The organism is Paenibacillus sp. MER TA 81-3, assembly GCF_023713585.1.
Taxonomy (GTDB): domain Bacteria; phylum Bacillota; class Bacilli; order Paenibacillales; family Paenibacillaceae; genus Paenibacillus_B; species Paenibacillus_B profundus.
Genome location: NZ_JAMAWB010000032.1, coordinates 41,985 through 62,004, shown reverse-complemented (window position 1 = coordinate 62,004; position 20,020 = coordinate 41,985). Strand labels below are relative to the sequence as shown.

The window sequence follows — 20,020 nt, the reverse complement described above, 5'->3', positions numbered from 1 at the left end:
CTTCGGGAGCACAGAGATCACCAGCCTTTGATGAGATACTTTGATTATACCGAAAAAAAGAGACAGACTCTTCAAAAAAATGAAGAATTGTCTCTTTCAGGACTAAGGGACTTTTTCAGTGGCCTCCAAATGGACTGCAAGTATTTTTGAACAGTTTAGTTGAGAGTAAGCTAACGGGCAGGATAGCGCAGTGGAAACAAAGACAGATTGATCCTCGAAACTTTCAATGCGTTTTGGTGTATAAAATTACATACCAATTTATCCAAGAAAGGAGATAAAAATTTTGAAAAAAGTTATCTTTGGTGCTTTTCTTGCCATTCTCTTATGTAGTGCATCTACTACTTATGCAGCAGATACTCAAATAAAAGTTGATGGTATTTCTGTCGTATCTGATGTGAAACCCGAATTTAAGAACAATCGCACAATGGTACCCCTACGTGTTATTAGCGAAAATTTGGGGGCTACTGTCAATTGGTCGAATTCCGAAGTTACTCTTACGAAAGACAATATGAAAGTAATTTTAACTCCGAACAGCACTTCAGCGAAGAAGAACGGCGAAAAGATAACTCTTGATGTAAAACCATATGTAAAAAATAATCGTGTCATCGTACCACTTCGTTTTATCGCAGAGACGTTTGGATGTAAAGTCGATTACAGCAACTCTACAGTAACTGTAGACACCGCCCCATTGGTCATTGATGGTGTAAAAATAAAAGCATTGCAATATGAATACCATATGACGATGGGCGGCGTAGTCCAACAAATAAATGGGAATGCGTATAATGAAGCCATTTATCATATTATTTCAAAAAACAAGGGTACAAAGGTAAAAGCTCCTGACAGCTACTCTTGGATGGTTAATATTGATACACCTGGCTCTTATTATAAAAATGGACAGTATGATTTTTTGGACGAAAAGGGAAATAGCGCAAAACAATATGATATCTATAGTTTAGTTACTGCATTTCCAGATGAATTGCTATCAGGATATCCAGAGGTATTGATTTATGACGCTTCCGAAGACCAGTGGTATATGTTTAGCAATGCCGCAGGAGAGTCCATTCGTCAGATGATAGATACGGCCGAAAAGAACGGATTTCTGAAGGTGATCAGTAATAACGTTGTTTAATTGTTATCGCACTAACGGGAAACGATAGCTCAATCAGTAATAATAACTAATACTTTTTACAAACTCATAATGTAATTGTAAATGAACAAAAAAATGGATAGAGATTCAGATGTATTCTGAAAGCTCTATCCATTCTTATTTTTTACTAATAAAATGTCTAACATTATATCTAATCACTTATAATTATTGACTATATTGGACCTCTTCTATCTTTTGATAAAAATAAGAGGTTAGTGCCCTAGCGGACATCCAATTAATTTGTAAATCTATCTCTCTCAATTTTGTATAGAGAGTGAAACACTTTATGAAGATCTCGAGGCAAACCGCACGGCGCGGCTAATCAAGGCCGGCAGCACCGATATGTGGCCTTCTCCCTCGAACTCTTTGAACTCTGTGCGCACGCCATGGCTTGCGAGAGCAGACAGACGTTCCGCAAGCTCCCGCGCGTTTTCATTCATGCAGCTCCAGTGTAATTTCTCGTCTTCCCCCGCCGCTATCATGATGTTGACGCTGATGTTGTTGTCCTGCTTAACACGCGATACGAATTGACGCTCCGCTTCAAGCAGAAACGACTTGTTCCAATGTATGGAAGGACTCCCTGCAACATACGTCTGGAACGTGTGCGGCTTCGTCAAAAACACTTGCAGCGCAAACAACCCGCCCAAAGAGTGACCAAAGATCGTTTGTCTGCTCTTATCGATCGCATACTTGCGTTCAATCTCAGGCTTCAGCTCCGCTTCGATAAATTCCAAGAACGCGTCCGCTCCGCCCATGTTCGCCACGACGCTGTCCTTCGGGCTGAAGGGCAGCTCTTCAACTCGGGTTGGCAAAGTAAAGTCGTGGAAGCGGGACGGATCGAACGGCGCCTCCGTCTGGTATCCAATTCCGACGACAATCGCCGGCTGCACCCCTGTCTTCTCGGAAGCGCGTGACTGCACACGGACCGCCTCCACCATCGTACCGAATACGGAGTTGGCATCCAGCACGTAGATGACCGGGTATCCCGCAGACGGCGATGCCTCGCTGGGCTTGGCCACGAATATCCGATAGTCGCGGTTGCCCCCGCGTGAACGCATATCCCATTGTTCCGTCCGCGGTATGGTGACCGTGCTGGCGGCGGCTTCATTGACAGCCGAAGCGGTCTGGATGTTATCCTGATTAGCCATTCTCTCTCATTCCTCCCTGCTTCTATCCATTGCGCTTTTAGTTTCGGCCCTTTTTTCTGTACAGTAAAAATATGAAATAAGGAACCCCGATAATGGCAATAACGATGCCTACGGGCAATTCCGCTGGCGCGAAGACCGTCTTGCCAATAAAGTCAGAGACCAGTACCAGCACAGCCCCGACGATACCGCAAACCGGAATGATGCGCCGATGCGCGTTGCCGACAAGGCGCTTCGCGATGTGAGGGGCCATCAGGCCGATGAATCCGATGCCTCCCGAAACGGATACACAGGCGCTCACAATGCCGATGCTGCATAATAAGAGCACCGCTTTTTCTTTTTCCGAGGCTACGCCTACGCTAATGACACTATCTTCATCCAGATGAAACAAATCCAGAATATAAGACTTTCTCACGATGACAGGAATAAGAAAGACGAGCCACGGAACAATAGACAAAATATATTTCCAATTGGCATTGTAAATGCTGCCCGAGTTCCATACTACCGCCATCTCAAAATCGCTGGAATTCATTTTCAAAGTCAGATAGAGCGAAACAGCTCCTAATCCTGCTCCTATCGCAATACCGGTCAACAAGAGACGCTGCGATTCCAGCCTTCCATCCTTCCAAGAGAACAGATAGATAAGCATGGCTGCGAGAAGCCCACCCATTAAGCCGAACAGCGGCATCGCAAAAATGGACGCTAAACCATCTCCCTTAATCTGTCCTTGAAAGAAAAACAGAAAGATAACCATGGCCGCACTGGCCCCTGAGTTAATCCCCAAAATCCCCGGATCGGCCAACCCGTTTCTCGTAATGCTCTGAATGACCGCACCTGCAATTCCCAACCCCATGCCGACGAGCAAGGCAATGACGATCCGCGGCAGACGGAACTCCAGAATGACCAGATCCTGATCAGGCTGCGGGTCAATGCGCAATAACGTGCGAATGACATCCATGACCTTAATGTCAAAGGCGCCGTTCGTCAGACTCAAATACATCGTAATAAAAATAATGGCTATACCGACGACCAATACCATGGCGTAGCGGCTTCTAGATATTTTATTCACGCTTCCCGCCTCCCCTCGTCCGGATTAAATAGAGAAAGAAGGGAACGCCAAGGATGGAAGTGACGACACCAATCGGCATCTCAAACGGATAATTGACGAACCTGCTGAGCACGTCGCACAAGCCGAGGAATATTCCTCCAATCACTCCGGCACAAGGAATAATCTTTTTATAATCGACACCTGTCAAGAAGCGCGCAATGTGAGGAACAATAAGTCCCACAAAGCCGATCTTGCCTGCGAGCGCTACCGAAATGCCCGTTAAAATGACAACGCTCAATGTAGCCATAAACTTGATCAGCTTCGTTTTTTGTCCCAGGTTTACAGCAACCTCTTCACCAAGAGAAAGAACCGAGATTGATTTTGAAATCCAGATTGCCATCAGGATGCCAACCACTGCAAAGGGAAGCGCCAGCTTGATAAGTCCTGGGTCCAACTGATGCAGCCTCGCATTAAACCAAAAGCTGATATTTTGCGATACTTGAAAATAGGTTGATAAAGCAGCGGAAACGCTGCTCAAAAATGTGCCGATAATCGTCCCTAATATAGCCATCCGAACTGGAGAGAGCCCTCCGGGAAGCAAGGTGGCCAAGCCAAAGACGATAACGATGCTAAGCGCTGAACCCATGAAGGAGAACATGATCATGTCCATCGACGAAGAATTCGGCATAAAAACCATGCAAAGAGTAATGGCAAAAGCCGAACCGTCGGTTACTCCCATAATAGAAGGGGATGCAAGATAATTTCTTGTCATCCCCTGCATAAGCGCTCCCGAAATGGCCAGGAAAGCTCCGATTAACAGAGCTCCGACTGCCCTCGGGAATCTAGAATGCATAATAATCTGATGATTCACATTGCCCGGATCGAAATGGAACAACGCGTCGCGAATGGTGCTAGCCTCGATGTTCTTGGCTCCATATAAAACCGACAAGAGGATTGTAAGCACAATAAGAAACGGTGAACTCCATAGGATTAGGGCAGAAGCGGAAATCCTTGATCGCATATCCCTCTACTCACTTTGCTTGAACTAGTTTGCTGTTTTTAACGGCTTCCAAGAAAGCAATTTTGCTGTAAGCTGTGCCGCCTTGAGCAGTCGGATCGACCAGATTGACAAATAAGTTGTCATTTTTCACTGCATTGATGCTTTTCCAGATCGGATTGTTTTGCAAATCTTCCAGCACCTTGGGCGTATCTTTATTTTCAGTTTCCGAGAACTGAACGAACAGGTAATCCGGGTTAATCTCGGACAGCTTTTCTATAGAAATGTTTTGTTGAGCCTTCGCTTGCTTCACTTCTTCCGGTACCGTTGCTCCCAGATCCGCATATACCGACGGGTTGAAGAACACATCTTCAGGATAGATAAACATGCTGCCAGCTCGGACTCTGAGCGTCAGAACATTTTTATCTTTAATGATAGGCCCGATTTTTTCCTTCAAGGCCGCAGTCTCGTCATTGTACTTTTGCAACGCTTGCTTGGCTTGCTCCTGCTTGTCTGTAAGCTCGGCCAGCAAGTTCAGGTTGGCTTCCCAGTCGGTCGCAATATGCGATACCGGAATGGTTGTCGTGACTTTGTTCAATTTCTCCAGGGCTTCGGCAGGGAATTTCGTGCTTGCCAGAATGACATCCGGCTTCAGCTTCAAGATGGTTTCAATATTTGGCTGAGACTTCTCCCCGATTCCTTCCGCACCTTCGGTAATCTTGGCGAACATCGGCGCGAATTGGCCACCAGTAGTCATAGCCCCAACAGGTTTTACGTCAAGCACCAGCGCATCTTCCATCGATTCCACCGATCCGGTGATGACGATTTTCTCTACTTTCGTTGGCACTGTGTATTCTTTGTCCAAATAAGTAATGGTTCTTGATTCCGATTGGGCGCTCGACGCACTTTCGCCCGTGCTGCCTTGAGACGCGTTTTCCGTTTGCGCGCTCTCCGCCCCGGCATTTGCCGGCTTGGCTTCCTCTTTGGCTCCGCAAGCCGATAACGCAAACACCATCACTAATGCTAATCCTAATGCCCATACTTTCTTTTTCATTCTACTATTCCCTCTCCATCGTCATATAATGGGAAGCTTCATTCTGAGAGCTTCCGGTAAATGTGTGCATAATGCAGCCGTTCATCTTGGTCTGTACCGGCTTCACCTTGAAGATGCGCCCCGCACCCGGGACACTCCTCTGAGCTATGTATAGATGCTGCCCTCCCCATTCATCGAACAAGTGCCACGGCATACCTCCCAAATGATTAAATCCGGCTTTTGCTGAAAACGATTATCACTATACTGATAACAATTCTCATTAAGATTATAAACCACGCCTCCCACAATCGAACATGGACAATATCCAGAATCATTTTGGACGATTTCCATATGGCACACGATTAGGAGGAGACTGTCTGAACATTCTCACTTAGTTGCTTCAACAAGTCATCCACCATTCGTTCACAGGCGTAGGCGGAATATTCCCGCCATGGATCGGAGGAGATTAAATAGATATGATTCCTGCGGACTGCTTTCAAATCCCGCCACTGCCGGGAGGTTTGCAACGACTGCCAATGGCTTAATGAATCCGGCTCTTGACATACGTTCAGCAAGATCCGATCCGCATCCAGCTCCGCCACTTGATCCAATGTTATAGCTTGTTTGCAAGGAGCGGGCTCGACGCCGGGCACCATATTCAACTGCAGATCATGGTATAGCACATCATTCATTCCCCGAGCCGGACAGACATGATAATGTTCCTTATAAATGCTCATAACGAGAATGGTATCGTCCTGCAATTCCCGATTCAGCCGCTCCCGGGCGCACTTCACCTTCTGCTCATAGTTGAGCAGCCAAGAATCCGCTTCTTGCGAAACTCCCAAAAATTGAGCCGTCGACTTCAGTTGCTCCCGCCAATCTTGTTCCTTCCATGGAACATAAAATACAGGCGCAATGTTTTCCAGCTGTTCCTTCTCGCTTGAGTGCAAATGATCCTTGTCGCAAATCACGATGTCCGGCTGAGCAAGATGAAGCGCTTCAAGATTGGATTCCCAATCCTGATTAAACCGGTAGGCGCTCAGGTGCACGGGAATATCAGTCCGATACGTTTTGTGATAATATGCCGTCCATTTCGGGTGCAGCGGAGCGGCATATGGAATCATCTTGAGCGCCAGCAATTGCCCGAGTATGGAAGCAGTATAAGCTACGATTTTACGGCGGCGGTTTTTCATATAGATGGTAGGCGATACCCCTACTACTTGCTTGAACTTGCGGCTAAAATAAAACTCGTCGTTATATCCCACTTGATGAGCAATGTCACGCAGCCGGGCGTCCGATTGGGCCATAATGTGCTTTGCACAGTTGAGCCTCACTTCCGTAATATAGTCGATTGCGCTCTTGCCATAGGTCTTTTTGAATAAGTCAACATAATACTTGGGGCTAACCTCCGCTATGCGAGCCAACTGCTCAATCGTCAGGCTTTCATTATAGTGGCTCTCGATATAGGCCTTGGTGCGATCCAGCGCCGCACGAGGGTCAGATTCCGGTTGAAGCTGGATATTTTTCATCGAACAATACAGTAATTCCTGAAAGGCAGACTGCCCGCGGAATCGTTCCAGCGCTTCTTCGCTGCGACAACAGTTATGCAGCAATTCACATAAAATAATCATCTCAGCAGCGGAATGAACCAGCAGTTCTCCTTGCAGCGGGAACGCCTCGGCCGAATTCGAATCGTGATATATATCGAACTTGACGACATACATCTCCACTCCTTCCCCGGCCGTTGCGGATACGCCGACGGTTTGCCCGGGCACAGCGAAATGGACGGCATCCTGCCTCAAACGGTAATCCTGAAAATCCAACGTCAATCGGCCCTCGCCATTCTTTACTATAAACAGGACATGCGACTCAATGAGCTGCTGCTCCATCTGGCCGACACGCGCTAATTCGACGCTCTGCAGCTTGAACCATAGATTGTCCAGAAATGTATGTGTCTGTTCTGGACTTAAGCGTGGATGTTGCAAAATGGACACCCCTATCTAAATTCGAAAATGATAATCATTATCACTATATTAAATTAGCATAATGCATGAACTGCGGTCAAATGAATTCAAGGTGCAAAAAAATAGACCCGCCTCACTGCGAGGCCGATCCATGTACGCACACTTTTCCGCGTATTCACTCTATTAAGAGAAAAAGAGGGCTAAGAAACGACCAAAGAGGCATGGATAGTGTCAGGGTCATCCAAACGTTCCGCTTCGAGTAGTTACGAATCGGCTCTTCACAACCCCCTTTGCATTGGAATGTAAGTTTTTCGTTTTTCAACAGTATTTGTAACTTTTATAGTTAGATCTTCGTTTTTATTTAGAGTAGTATGACATACAAAGGAGAGTGAAAATTTGTGAAACAATCGAAATGGACAACGGCTGTCACCTTGGCGGCTCTGCTGCTTGGCGGTATGCCATCCGCATACGCCGCTCCTATGAACAACCCAGCGGACGGTATCACGGCAGGATCAGAAAAATCGGATACAAGTAAAGCAAAGGCCGGCATAACAGCGAAGGATATCCAAAAAGTCAACAAGGCTCGGGCCGATTCACTGTATAGCCCGCTTTACAATAGCCGTTCGGAGGACCGAGAGGCCCTTGCCGCTATCGCTGCTTTCATAAACACCTTACAGTCGAAGGTACTCCGTACACGTTGACGGAAGAAGAAAGCGATTCGCATCGTCAATCTTTTCAATTGCGTATGAGTGTGGAACAAAAAGATAAACCGGACATTCGCATCATGCTGTACAATACAGACACGTTGGTCTTCGGAGAAGACGGAAATCGCGCCGCTTCTTCTCCAAGGCACCGTCTATGTTCCGCTTGAGACGCTGACGGCCCATCTTGGCGTGAAGGCGGAATGGATAGCCGAGAACCGTGTCGTGAACTTGAGCTTGCCGACGGTACTGCTTAAGCCAGACAAACACACGAACGATGCGGACGTACACGACATGCTGCAGCTTCTGAACGAATATGTGAAGCAATATAACGCCCATAACGAGCCATCAAGCCGTTATTTAATAATGAGACCAAATGGGCTCGCAGCTTTACGTATCGTCCACAGCAGATTACGGCGGTTCGGAATCCGACCGTGACGGACAAGAAGGAATCGTATGCAAGTGTGAACGTCAATTTCGTCTACGTGTCCGCATCAGATTATACTTTTTAGCACATCAGTAAGTGAGGTGAAGAGCATTGCAAAACTGTTCCATCACACCTAAACGCCTGTGCGCAATGCGGAATAACGAGCCGATAACGACCATTAGCTCCCGACACTCGCTGCACGCTCATTATTTTGTCACTTCCCAGTCTTGGCCCTCATAATGATTCCAGTCACTATCCATCGGCTCATTAAGCGCTCTTAAAGGGATTTCAAGCAGTCTTCGATCTTCAAGATCGAACACTCTTTTTCCATCCATAATAAATGCTCTTGCTAACTCATCTACCGCACGTTTCTCATTCCCCAGCTTGTCTTGTACTTGCCCAAGCCTTAAATGCAGCAGCGGATTGCCGATTGTGTTGGGGAACTGCATGATAAAAGATAAATTATCTCTTGCCGCGATATAATCCTCATTATAAATGTTAATGTGTGCAATTCGGATTAAGACATATCGGCCGACAGTGCTGCTTTGTTCTCTTCTATGTAAAGCTTCGTACATGTTCCAAAGCGTTTCTATTGCTTTAGGATAATTTTTTTCCCTAAGACGAGCATCGGCACAGGCTATTCTATCTTGTTGTTCCAAGCTCAAATGAGGAACCGCAAAATAATCATTGATTTTGCTTTCCATGTTATTGACATGATGGCACTCTTCGAAATCAGCATCAAAGTTCATCCATTCCATCTCCTCTGTCCCAATGTGCTGTACGGTACTCAATCGAGCCAAAGTCATTTATCGATAACGCAATAATAGGTTATACCTCATGTGCCAGCCATATTGTCAATTTCAAAAGATGGAGTCTAATTAGTTCATGTACATCATATAGCTGGCAGGCAGCACCGTTTTCAGTTCTTTCAATAATTGTTTGCTTTCTGCTGTTTTGAATTCTTTTAACGCCAATATCGCAGAAACCTTGCCATTATGCATGCCGTTTTTGGCAACCTCGAACAAGTGACCGGCAGCCGGCGTATATTTCCGCTTTCGAATCATCTCGATTGCCTTTTCTTGCACGTACATATCATCCGCTAACAAATATTCACAAATATGTTCCATTCTTGAGCAAGGCATGATCGCCAGCTTAGAAAAGATCAACTGCTGCTTGGCGTCCTCATCCAAGTTCTCTTGCATAATAAGGTTATCTAGATCGGCAATCACTTTAATATCCTGTTGGCTTTCATCATCGTGATCGGTTAAGGCAGGGTAGTCGTGCTGCAATTCATCCCACTCCGCGGCAGGGTCTTGCAATATTTTCGTGATGAACCGCTCCATGCTCCGGAATCCAGGGGATAAATTCGTTTCTTCATGGTTCAAAAAACATACTTTCCCCTCTAGTGGCCCGGTGTAGTATACGCCAATGTAGTTCGACTGATCATCCGTTAACAATGGACAAATACTTTGATGGCATTCAAGTTCTTCGAAGATGCCCCTTAATTCAATGATTTCTTCTGTGTTCAAGATACGATACACGGCTTCATCTGCATCCCTTTTTTCATCGTAATCTAGCATACTGTGTACCACTTCTTGAATATCGATTGAATATTCTCTGCTTAACACTGCAGGATCGAACGGAAGCTCTCTCCCATCCTTACTTTTGAGAACATCAAAAACACCCATGCATACTCCCCCGCATCAATTGAATTTTCCAGGAACTGTATTACTTTTCAAATGTGTTATATTGTATTAATCGGTTAAAATTAAAATTATTGAAGCTATAATAGTTCAGATTCAAGCAAAAAGCCCGCTTCGCAGCGGGCAGCAAGTGTGGTCATGATAAACTTTACCTTAGAGTGACGAAGTGTTAAGTTCAGTTAACTCTTTCAGAAAGCTTGCGATTACCTTCAACTCTTCTTCCGAATAACGCTCCAACAGTTCCTCATGTTTGTTCTCCAGCTGCTGATGCAGCCTCGCATGAACGAATGCCAGCTTCTCCCCCTCTTCCGTCAGTCGATAATAGATTTCCTTCTTGTTGTCCGCACGATAATGCTCTTGAATGAGTTCCCAGGCAATAAGCTTGGCAACGGCTTTCGAGACGCCGCCTTTGGTTACGTTGATTTGATTGGAGATAAAGGTCACGTTCGAGTCCGGGCGCTCTCCAATTTCATGCAGCACGTGGAGTTGGGTCAATGTTAATTTATCCAAATGCAGACAAACCGCTTTTTTATCCGCATCGTTCTGTTCTTCAATGATGGCAAGCGCCTTTTCCCGTCTGAATTCCGCGCTTTTGTCTCTCGTGTGCAAATAATCGACGAGGTTGGCATACACTTTGTTCTTTAGCATGTTCCGCTCTTCCATGTACAATCAATATCTCCTTTCCAATGTCCTCAGCGCTAGCTTGGTGATACATCAACTTTACCGTACACCCGAATCGCCAACACGATGACGATGATGGCAAAGCTGACTCCGAACAGGACGAAAAGCCAAAGGTTGTTTAATGTTAATAATAATACACTGCTCACCATAGGGCCAGCCGCCATCCCCATATAGCGCACCAAGTTGTACACGCCCATCGCGGTTCCCCGATTCTCATCGAACTCATTCGCCAATAGGGTGGTATGGGTCGGCATAGTTAGGCCCGAGCACACACCGTAAAGAATAGAGGACACGGTTAGCAGGACGAGCGAATCGTAGATGGTTACCGCGAATAGAACGACACAGCCTGCGGTTAGCAAGCTGCCCAGAAAAAGCAATTTTCGCTGCTCCATCTTCTGCTGGACCGTCTTATAGAGCCTGCTTCCGAGCATGGTACTGACCGCCGTCGGCAAATATAGCAGTCCGATCAGTCCCAATCCCAAGTGATAATAATCGGTCAATAGGATAGGAAGGCTGACGAGAAAGGCAAAGTAAATGAAATAATGAACAAATCCGATTGCCATAATGGCTTGACCCCATTTATTTTTAAAAACGGACATATATCTGTGGGATGAACTCCCTGCAGCATGTACAGTGCGATGTTCTGTCCTCTGGGGAAAATATTTCAGATTCATCACGAATAGGATGACAGAGATAATGACTAGGAACAGGAAAATTCCGCGATAACCGGCCTGCTCTCCAATAAACGCTCCCACAACCGGACTGATAGCCGGGGCCAGTGCGAGCATCGTCTGGTACGTGCTCATCGCATTCCCGCGGGCAGTGCCATTGAATAGATCACTTATCGTCGTTGACGCTACGAGCGGAATCGCTGCGATCCCAGCTGCCTGGACGACTCTGAATACGAGAAACAGCGTGAAGTTGGACGTTAACGCACAGCCCAATGCTCCAATCATGCTTAGAAAAATGCTGGGCATCAGCACCCTTTTTCCGCCTTTGGCGTCAATGAGCGGCCCGTATACGATTTGCATCATAGCGAGTACGAACATGAAAATGGAAACAGAAAAGGTAATGAAATGAAAAGGTACCTGAAACGAGTCTCTTAATAAGGGCACTATGGGGGAATAAATATTTTGTGTCACCGATGCCAGAAACGCACTGGTGCAAACCAAATAGAGCAAAAATGCTGGCGAAGCAACTTTTTTGTATTGTGATGCCATTGCGTGTACCGCCTTCCATACTATTTTTGTTTCCTGGAAACATTAATAGTATTTCACACGATGACGATTTAGTCAATCTACAAGTTTTCAAGTATATCCACATTCGTCGCTGTTAAAAGGACTATCCTAGACGAAATGATCGTCCTCGACGTGTTGTTTGCCCGTTACGTGAAAGCATTCGGGTTCGTACCTTAATAAGTAACATGGAGGGTGGAGGTGAATGCATATCGATATCATGAAAGGGGAATTGGCGAAAGGAACGAAATTCCATACCCCCTATTACATTGTGGAGGGTCCGACCATTGGAGCGACTGTCATGGTGACGGCTGGTGTTCACGGGAATGAAACCGCGAGCGTAAAAGCGGCAAAGCAGTTCGTTCATTCGCTGCAGCAGGGACTTCTTCATGTGCAAAAAGGGACATTGGTTATCGTTCCGCTTGTCAATCAGCAAGCTTATACAAAACGAATTCGAGGGGTTCCTGATCTGAATCGCACCTTCCCGAGCAGAGCCCATGATAAACCACGCCACCCCTTGTCGGCGGACTTGTTTCGATTGGCAGCGCAATACCGTCCAGCCTGGTACATTGACATGCACGAAGCCAATGGACTATCCCGGCTTAACCCGAAAGTTCTCGGTCAATCTCTGCTGATAGACCGTCGCAGTCCGTCCGTAAAGATAGTCCGACAAATCGTGAAGCGAATCAATCGTTCCATTGAGCGACAAGCGACACATTTTACCGTTCGCCTGCGTGAACTGCCAGGGTCGGGCCGTACAGCGGCCGCTCGTTTACTGCAAGCCAAAGCGATTACCGTAGAAACATCCTGGAGCTTATCCCATCCCATCCGGGTCAAGTATCAGAAGAACATCCTGCGCCAGTTGTTAAAAAGAGCCGGCTTGATACAATAAAGCGTCAGCCTGCACAAATACAAAAAATGCGTGTTTAAAAAGGAGCTTTTGAACAACCTCAAAAAGGGATCTGCCGGAACAGCTCCCTTACTCAAGCTCGTCTCCTTCGGTTATTGTGCCGGCCGCGCAGCAGATGTATCCGAAGGCGAGGTATAAGTCATCAATTCGTCGACCTTTACAATCACATTGCCCTCGACAGAGGCCTGTCCTCTGCCCAGCGTAAATCCTTTCTTATGCCGAATGACCTCGTAATAGAGTTGCACTCGGTCGCCAGGTCGGGCCAGTCCTGTCATTTCCACCCCTTTGAGCGAAGAGAGAAATCCAAGTCCACTCCCGCTTCCCATTGTCGCGAATGCCCCCAGCTGTGCAAGAGCTTCGACGATCATCATGCCCGGCATATAAGGCTCAGCTTCGGTCATAAACCATTCATTGCGCGTTACGTTCTTATATCCCTTCACCCATTTGCCTGGCTCAAGCTCCGACACCCGGTCGACCATTAAAAAAGGATACCTGTGCGGCAGCACGCTCGTGATTTCGTTTATGTCCATGTCTATCCCCCTTCCGTTCGTACAGCACTCATTCCTTTACATCATTACAGCAGTTTTTCTGCAACCAATGTGAAGGATTTGGGAATGCCTTTATCATATACTTCGGAGGACATATTGGGCTCCTCCTCCAACAGCTTGATAACGAGTCCACTGCTCGCAATTCCGGTAACAATCTCCCCAAGCGTCCATTTGCGATGCAGAACCTTCTCCAGATCAGCCATTTGTACCGGTATAAATTTCGCGTAGGCAACCTCTGTCTCTTCCAGAGACTTGTCGAAATAGTCGCCTGTCACTTTATGCTTGCGTACTTTGGCCGTCGAGCCTCGTGACGTGATCAGCTTCGTCGTAATCGGATGAAAATCTTGAAGAATCAAACGTCCTCCGACCTTAAGCAAGCTGGCAATAATATCTGCCAGCGGCTTTAAATCAACAAAATAATGCAAAATGCCGAACTCCATAATGACCAGATCGTAATCCGCCGCCAGAACGGATGCGGGCAGTTCAAGTACATCGGACACAACATAATCGATGCTCACCCCTGCTTCCCGTGCCAGTTCAGTCGCATACCGTTCATTTTCAGACGCGATATCAACGATCGTGACATCGGCGCCAAGCAAAGCCATGGCAACTCCTTTGCTTCCATGAGAACCTAGCAGATTGGCAATTTTCTTCCCTTTCACATCTCCTGTATGCTTATAAAACGTCTTCAGCCTTGCCTCAGGATTTTGCTTAATTTTGATTGCGGCCTCGGCCGGAGAGCCATAACGGTTAACCCAAGCGTCATACGCACTTTGGTTCCAAGCCATTTCATTAATTCTGCTGTGTTCTTTCTGCATAAATATTCCCTGCCTCAGTTGTGTTAGTATCTCGTATTGTTGTAAATCCCCACTACTTTTATGTGAACATTGTACCATTACTTCGTTCGGCAGAATACAATTAATATCGAATCAACACGGACGTCAAAACATGCATTCCACATATTAGCCGTTCAAAGCTTAGCTCCACGTGGACATCACCTCAAATTGTCTATTTGTGTTCAAATTGTTCTGGGAGGAAGCTTGCGGCCACATCCCATAGTGAACATGCGGATTTACGAGACGACGCAGATGGTTCACGGACGCGGTAGATGCAAGCGCCATTGGAAAAGATACAGTCAAATGTACGGACTCGGTGGCCCAACGGCATGTAGACTGTAATTTGTCCAATGGATCTGGCTGTATTCAGCCATTGGTGCGGTTAGCGTGTCAAACCATTGGATGAACTCCAACGAAACCGACCGTAAAGAGATATACATCGCTGTTTCATTGGACAAGATCCAATGGATGAGACAAGGGGGGGGCGCCTAATCCTTCCGCCCTTCCATATCGGTGCCACTCTAACCATCGACGAGTCCCTGTTGCTGCCCTCATCATCTTGATTGCACATCGTTTGTTCAATTTCGTCTCCGTCGCTAGCGAAGACCAGCCTGATCTTGGCTCAAATATTTATTGCCATTGCCGGAATCTCCATGTTCCTTATCGGGTTCTACGCATTCGGCAAGCTGTAACGTATCGGGACAAATCTTATTTGCGCGATGGCATGACAATGCAAGCGGTCCTCTTTCATCACCGCTTGCATGCTGATGTCTCATTTTGATATCTACCCGTACGCGCACGTTGCAGACGCGCTCAATATTTTCGCAACGCCAATCGTTCTTTGCCGAACCATTGCTGACGCACATAATTGATGATAATTCCGAACACCTTTTCCATTTGCTGCGTCGAATTCCCTAGCATCCGAATCGCAAATCCCGGAACAATAAGCTGGGACAAGCCGATTCGGCCAGGCAGCGTGTCCAGTCCGATCTCATAACACATCTGCTCGATGAACTCTGGTGTTGCCTGTTCACCGATAACGAACATCGAACCGAGATGGGTATGACCATCCATACGCCCCATGCTCAGCATCTGCTTTCCATGTGGACGAAGCTTCACATTGTCGAACAAAATTTGCTGCTCATCCATATAAATTTCCGTTTTGAGCGCCAATTCATCGTAGGCGAATTGCGCTCCGTCCGGCGACCAGCCCGGAGTTATAATCTCCGCACATATAAGTGATGCGCTTCTCTCCATACGGATGACCGTACGCTGTTCGTAACGGGCATTCCGATAAGCGATAATCGGGTCTGGCAGCCACTCAAGGTAGCTTCCATGCTTCAAAGCAACCTCGCTCAGCTGCAGCACTGGCTGATGGGGCGTCCTGTAAATTTTCGTCGACGACTGCGTCGTGATGAGCGCCTGCGCGTGCTCACCCAGCTCCAGCTCCATCAAATACCGGTCTCCATCGACATACCCCCCGCCCGGATTCATGACATAATAATAGACCTGACCGGTATCATCCGGGTACATGGGACGGGCTATTTTGTAAGCGCCTTGATGATATACGTGTGCGGCAGTCGTTCTCCCCTGTCTGTTCTCAGCCGTCAGCCGCAGCATTCCCGTCCACCGCTGCATCTTATTCTAATCCTGTTAACATCGCATTTTTCTGAAACCAATCGACGACCTCATCCAAGCCCGACTCGTCTTTCAGATTCGTGAAGAAGAACGGCTTGTTGCCGCGGAAGGCGAGCGTATCCGCTTCCATCACCTTCAAATCGGCACCGACGTAAGGAGCTAAATCAGTCTTATTAATAATGAACAAGTCGGATTTGATCATCCCCTGACCGCCCTTGCGCGGAATCTTCTCGCCTTGAGCGACGTCGATAATATAAATCGAAAAATCAACCAACTCAGGACTGAACGTAGCCGCGAGGTTATCGCCCCCGCTCTCCACAAATATAATTTCAACGTCAGGATGGCGTGCGATCAATTCGTCGATCGCTGCGAAATTCATGGACGCATCCTCACGAATGGCCGTATGCGGACAGCCGCCTGTTTCCACACCGATGATCCGGTCGGCAGGCAGCACACCGGTCTGAATTAAAATTTTCGCATCTTCCTTCGTGTAAATGTCGTTGGTGACGACCGCCATGCTGTACTGTTCATGCATGCGCCGTGTCATTTTTTCGACAAGCATTGTTTTTCCGGCCCCGACTGGACCGCCTACCCCTATTTTTACCGGTTTCATTGTACTCCTTCTTTCCCTATCAGTCTTTGCTGGGCGTTATGTAATACCGTTGTATTACGACATGAAAAGTCGGATATGGATCCGTTCATGCTTCATCTGAGACCACTCCAGACCAGGGGATACGATGCCAATGTCATCGCCAGTCAGCTCTTCCAACCTCTCTGCCGCTTCCTGGAACACAGGCTGCAACTCGTATAGCAGCTTCTGACCTTCCGTCTGTCCGAGCGGAATGGCCCGCACGCCGTTCTGAACCATGCTGGAGACGGAGGAATACAGATGTGCCAGTACAGCTGTCCGTTTCGAGACGCCAACATGGCGGGCAATGATTGCAAACGCGATAGCCGGATGGCCGAACGCACGCTTTGCTTCCACACGTTCCCGGTAATGTTGCAGGTGCGGACAATCGTAAAGCTCTGTTCCGAGTTTAATCATTCTTTCCCCGATTCTGCGTGCGCCTTCTCTTGATTCACGGGGAAGATTCTGGACTGTCATTAACCGGTCCAATTCCCATACATCATCTAGACGACTGTCTGTCAGTGCTTCAAATGCAAGTCGGCAGGCCAATCCATCGGAATAGATGAACTGTTCATTGACATACATGGCCAGCCAATCCGCAAAGGTTGCTTTATCGACTACCTTGCCCTCCTGCATATACGTTTCCAAGCCGAAGGAATGATTGAAGGCCCCCGAAGGAAAGTTCGAATCACACCACTGCAGAAGCGACAGCAGCGAATCAGTGCTTGTGTCCCACATGGCGGAACGCTTGCTTCACTTTCTTCTTCTCACGCGCGAACGGAATCCCGTCTTGAGTCAACTGCTCTTCCACAAGATAATCATATTGAACGATCATCTGGGAGCCTTCGAATTGTGCGGGCAAATGACGGTTCCCCAGCTTGTGAGCAATTTCACCCATCTCCTGAATCGTTCTCGGGCTGATGATGAGCACATCGTCAGGCAGCACTTCAATGACGATCATGTTGTTCTCATCCATATGCAAAATATCACCGTCGGCGAGATCGGCTTTCTGGGTCAGACGAATTCCGATTTCTGTGCCGTGATCGGTCGTCACTCGCTGAATTTTTTTCAGCATATCCTCGCTTGGCATGTACACTTTTTCCATGTGACGGCTTACGCGTTTTTCTGGATCCAGCTGCTCCAGCCGGCCAACAATTTGCTCTATAATCATATTCACACTCTCCTCTAATGAAAGCTATTGACAAGCACAAGTCAGGCCACCCTGATTAGAACAAGAAATAACGCTGTGCCATTGGCACGACATCAACAGGCTCACATGTAAGCAGCTCCCCGTTCACCCTCACTTCATACGTCTGGGGATCCACATGGATGTCCGGCGTTTCCCCGTTCAGAGCCATATCTTGCTTCGTCACTCGGCGGATACCCCGAACCGGCAGCACGATCTTGTCAAGGCCAAGCTTCGCAGGCACATCCGCATCCAGTGCGGCCTGTGATACGAACGTAATGGAGCTGCGGGCTAATGCTTTCCCCACTGCGGCATACATCGGCCGATAAATGTACGGCTGCGGCGTCGGAATGGACGCATTCGGATCGCCCATCAAGCTTTGAACGATGAATCCATTCTTCAGCACCATTTCAGGCTTCACGCCGAAGAAGGCTGGATGCCAGATGACCAAATCGGCGATTTTCCCGACTTCAACCGAACCTACATAATCCGCGATTCCGTGAGTCAGCGCCGGGTTAATCGTATATTTTGCTATATACCGTTTGATCCGGAAATTGTCTCCGACCGAACCGCAATCCTCATGCAGCTTACCGCGCTGCTTCTTCATCTTATCTGCGGTCTGCCATGTTCTCGTGACCACTTCCCCCACACGGCCCATCGCTTGGGAATCCGAGCTTACCATGCTGAACACACCCAAGTCATGCAATATATCTTCCGCCGCTATCGTCTCGCTGCGGATACGCGAGTCCGCGAAGGCGACATCTTCCGGCACGCTTGGATCCAGATGATGACAGACCATTAGCATATCGAGGTGCTCATCCACTGTGTTGATCGTGAACGGTCTCGTCGGATTGGTCGAGGATGGCAGCACATTGGCCAGCCCCGCCATTTTAATCATATCGGGCGCATGCCCTCCGCCTGCGCCTTCCGTATGATACGTGTGAATGATTCTGCCTTTAATGGCAGCAATCGTATCTTCGACGAATCCGCCTTCATTCAGCGTGTCGGAATGAAGCGCCACCTGAACGTCATACTTGTCCGCAACCCGCAGGGAATGATCGATCGCTGAGGCCGTTGCTCCCCAATCCTCGTGCACCTTCAAGCCGATCGCTCCGGCCCGGATTTGTTCCGCCATCGGCTCTTCGCGCGCGCCGCTGCCTTTGCCGAGAAATCCGACATTAATCGGCAAGCCCTCCGCAGCTTCCAGCATTCGATGCATATGCCATTCGCCGGAGGTGCACGTCGTTGCTTTCGATCCTTCCGCGGGACCTGTTCCACCGCCGATAAGCGTCGTGAGCCCGGAAGCCAGTGCATGCTTCACCTGATGCGGATTAATGAAGTGCACGTGCGTGTCAATGCCTCCTGCGGTTACGATAAGCCCTTCGGCGGAAATAATTTCGGTGCTGGCCCCGATAATTAACTCAACGCCATCCATGACAAGCGGATTTCCGCTCTTGCCGATCCCCGCAATCTTGCCCTCGCGTATTCCGATATCCGCCTTATAGATGCCCGTATAATCGACCACGATCGCATTGGTAATGACCAGATCAAGCGCTCCCTCTTCACGCGTAATCAGCGGATGCTGTCCCATGCCGTCGCGTATCGACTTGCCCCCGCCGAACTTCGACTCATCTCCGTATCGAGTGTAGTCGCGTTCTATCTCAATGAACAGCTCGGTATCCGCCAGACGAACCGCATCGCCTGTCGTCGGTCCGAACATGTCCGCATATTGTCGTCTCGACATTCGAAAACTCATTGTTCCGCCCCCGTTTCCACAGCTTCGGATGCAGTTGATGATTCTGTATAATTAGTGGCAACGAGCACTCTCTCGTCCAAAGATCCTTCCGTCAAGTTGTTCAGTCCGTAAACTTTGCGTTCTCCGGCAAACGGAACCAGCACCACTTCCTTGGCATCTCCTGGTTCAAAGCGTACGGCCGCGCCAGACGGAATGTTCAAATGCATCCCGAATACGGCTTCCCTGTTAAAATGCAGCGCGCGGTTCACCTCGTAGAAATGAAAATGCGATCCAACCTGTATCGGGCGATCGCCGACATTTAGCACTTCGATGGCAAACGTCTTGCGACCATCGTTGCAAACGATTTCATCGTCACGCAAAATATATTCCCCTGGAATCACTCTGCTTCCCCCTTGGATTGGATGTGTATTACTTGTTCGGTCCATACGTAATGATGC

General features: G+C 47.9%; 22 protein-coding genes. 4 read left to right on the top strand and 18 right to left on the bottom strand.

Annotated elements, in window-relative coordinates; genetic code table 11:
• Positions 1-283 precede the first annotated feature (283 nt).
• Positions 284-1,129 (top strand): copper amine oxidase N-terminal domain-containing protein, encoded by an 846-nt coding sequence (locus tag M3650_RS29180; protein ID WP_251579727.1) that lies wholly within the window; start codon positions 284-286, stop codon positions 1,127-1,129.
• A gap of 302 nt (positions 1,130-1,431) precedes the next feature.
• Here M3650_RS29180 and M3650_RS29175 read toward each other — a convergent pair whose 3' ends face one another.
• The 6 genes from M3650_RS29175 to M3650_RS29150 all read right to left on the bottom strand — a co-directional run bounded on the left by M3650_RS29175 (position 1,432) and on the right by M3650_RS29150 (position 7,364).
• Positions 1,432-2,295 carry an alpha/beta hydrolase gene (locus M3650_RS29175; RefSeq protein WP_251579726.1) on the bottom strand — a complete coding sequence of 288 codons (864 nt, stop codon included), beginning with the start codon at positions 2,293-2,295 and terminating at the stop codon, positions 1,432-1,434.
• 37 nt (positions 2,296-2,332) lie between these two features.
• A complete protein-coding gene (locus M3650_RS29170; RefSeq protein WP_251579733.1) occupies positions 2,333-3,331 on the bottom strand; it encodes a FecCD family ABC transporter permease in 999 nt (332 codons plus the stop codon).
• A 22-nt stretch (positions 3,332-3,353) separates the two neighbouring features.
• Complete coding sequence (locus M3650_RS29165) at positions 3,354-4,361, bottom strand: FecCD family ABC transporter permease (protein WP_251579724.1); 1,008 nt, start codon at positions 4,359-4,361, stop codon at positions 3,354-3,356.
• Between the two features lie 10 nt (positions 4,362-4,371).
• Positions 4,372-5,391, bottom strand: a complete 1,020-nt coding sequence (locus M3650_RS29160; RefSeq protein WP_019424574.1) for an ABC transporter substrate-binding protein — start codon at positions 5,389-5,391, stop codon at positions 4,372-4,374.
• 4 nt (positions 5,392-5,395) lie between these two features.
• Entirely contained in the window at positions 5,396-5,584 is a 189-nt protein-coding gene (locus M3650_RS29155; RefSeq protein ID WP_233697415.1) for a hypothetical protein, read from the bottom strand.
• 148 nt (positions 5,585-5,732) lie between these two features.
• A complete protein-coding gene (locus M3650_RS29150; protein ID WP_251579722.1) occupies positions 5,733-7,364 on the bottom strand; it encodes an AraC family transcriptional regulator in 1,632 nt (543 codons plus the stop codon).
• Positions 7,365-7,732: 368 nt separating this feature from the next.
• Here M3650_RS29150 and M3650_RS29145 point away from each other — a divergent pair, with 368 nt between their 5' ends.
• Together M3650_RS29145 and M3650_RS29140 are read left to right on the top strand one after the other, a co-directional pair.
• A complete protein-coding gene (locus tag M3650_RS29145) occupies positions 7,733-8,035 on the top strand; it encodes a hypothetical protein (RefSeq protein ID WP_251579720.1) in 303 nt (100 codons plus the stop codon).
• 48 nt (positions 8,036-8,083) lie between these two features.
• The gene (locus M3650_RS29140; RefSeq protein ID WP_251579718.1) at positions 8,084-8,473 is read left to right on the top strand and encodes a copper amine oxidase N-terminal domain-containing protein; all 390 of its coding nucleotides are present in this window, start codon (positions 8,084-8,086) and stop codon (positions 8,471-8,473) included.
• Positions 8,474-8,668: 195 nt separating this feature from the next.
• On the opposite strand, the gene M3650_RS29135 is transcribed toward M3650_RS29140, so the two are convergent.
• From M3650_RS29135 to M3650_RS29120, 4 genes are all read right to left on the bottom strand, one after another.
• Positions 8,669-9,211, bottom strand: a complete 543-nt coding sequence (locus M3650_RS29135) for a tetratricopeptide repeat protein (RefSeq protein ID WP_019424570.1) — start codon at positions 9,209-9,211, stop codon at positions 8,669-8,671.
• Between the two features lie 129 nt (positions 9,212-9,340).
• A complete protein-coding gene (locus M3650_RS29130; protein WP_251579716.1) occupies positions 9,341-10,150 on the bottom strand; it encodes a hypothetical protein in 810 nt (269 codons plus the stop codon).
• Between the two features lie 168 nt (positions 10,151-10,318).
• Positions 10,319-10,828, bottom strand: coding sequence for a MarR family winged helix-turn-helix transcriptional regulator (locus M3650_RS29125; RefSeq protein WP_251579714.1), 510 nt, complete (start codon positions 10,826-10,828; stop codon positions 10,319-10,321).
• A gap of 35 nt (positions 10,829-10,863) precedes the next feature.
• A complete protein-coding gene (locus M3650_RS29120; RefSeq protein WP_019424567.1) occupies positions 10,864-12,066 on the bottom strand; it encodes an MFS transporter in 1,203 nt (400 codons plus the stop codon).
• A gap of 220 nt (positions 12,067-12,286) precedes the next feature.
• On the opposite strand from M3650_RS29120, the gene M3650_RS29115 reads away from it, so the two are divergent.
• Positions 12,287-12,973: a M99 family carboxypeptidase catalytic domain-containing protein gene (locus M3650_RS29115; RefSeq protein WP_251579712.1), complete on the top strand. Its 687-nt coding sequence runs from the start codon at positions 12,287-12,289 to the stop codon at positions 12,971-12,973.
• A 110-nt stretch (positions 12,974-13,083) separates the two neighbouring features.
• Here M3650_RS29115 and M3650_RS29110 read toward each other — a convergent pair whose 3' ends face one another.
• The 8 genes from M3650_RS29110 to M3650_RS29075 all read right to left on the bottom strand — a co-directional run bounded on the left by M3650_RS29110 (position 13,084) and on the right by M3650_RS29075 (position 19,963).
• Positions 13,084-13,521, bottom strand: a complete 438-nt coding sequence (locus tag M3650_RS29110) for an ApeP family dehydratase (protein ID WP_251579710.1) — start codon at positions 13,519-13,521, stop codon at positions 13,084-13,086.
• Between the two features lie 44 nt (positions 13,522-13,565).
• A complete protein-coding gene (locus tag M3650_RS29105; RefSeq protein WP_019424564.1) occupies positions 13,566-14,357 on the bottom strand; it encodes a class I SAM-dependent methyltransferase in 792 nt (263 codons plus the stop codon).
• An 831-nt stretch (positions 14,358-15,188) separates the two neighbouring features.
• Positions 15,189-16,013, bottom strand: a complete 825-nt coding sequence (locus M3650_RS29100; RefSeq protein ID WP_251579707.1) for an urease accessory protein UreD — start codon at positions 16,011-16,013, stop codon at positions 15,189-15,191.
• Position 16,014: 1 nt separating this feature from the next.
• A complete protein-coding gene (ureG, locus tag M3650_RS29095) occupies positions 16,015-16,626 on the bottom strand; it encodes an urease accessory protein UreG (RefSeq protein WP_019424561.1) in 612 nt (203 codons plus the stop codon).
• 54 nt (positions 16,627-16,680) lie between these two features.
• On the bottom strand, positions 16,681-17,379 hold the full coding sequence (locus tag M3650_RS29090; protein ID WP_251579706.1) for an urease accessory protein UreF: 699 nt from the start codon (positions 17,377-17,379) through the stop codon (positions 16,681-16,683).
• On the bottom strand, positions 17,360-17,812 hold the full coding sequence (gene ureE, locus M3650_RS29085) for an urease accessory protein UreE (RefSeq protein ID WP_251579704.1): 453 nt from the start codon (positions 17,810-17,812) through the stop codon (positions 17,360-17,362). The genes M3650_RS29090 and ureE overlap by 20 nt, the downstream gene beginning before the upstream one ends.
• Positions 17,813-17,867: 55 nt before the next feature.
• Positions 17,868-19,583 carry an urease subunit alpha gene (gene ureC / locus M3650_RS29080; protein WP_251579702.1) on the bottom strand — a complete coding sequence of 572 codons (1,716 nt, stop codon included), beginning with the start codon at positions 19,581-19,583 and terminating at the stop codon, positions 17,868-17,870.
• Positions 19,580-19,963, bottom strand: coding sequence for an urease subunit beta (locus M3650_RS29075; RefSeq protein WP_251579701.1), 384 nt, complete (start codon positions 19,961-19,963; stop codon positions 19,580-19,582). The genes ureC and M3650_RS29075 overlap by 4 nt, the downstream gene beginning before the upstream one ends.
• Between the last annotated feature and the right edge of the window lie 57 nt (positions 19,964-20,020).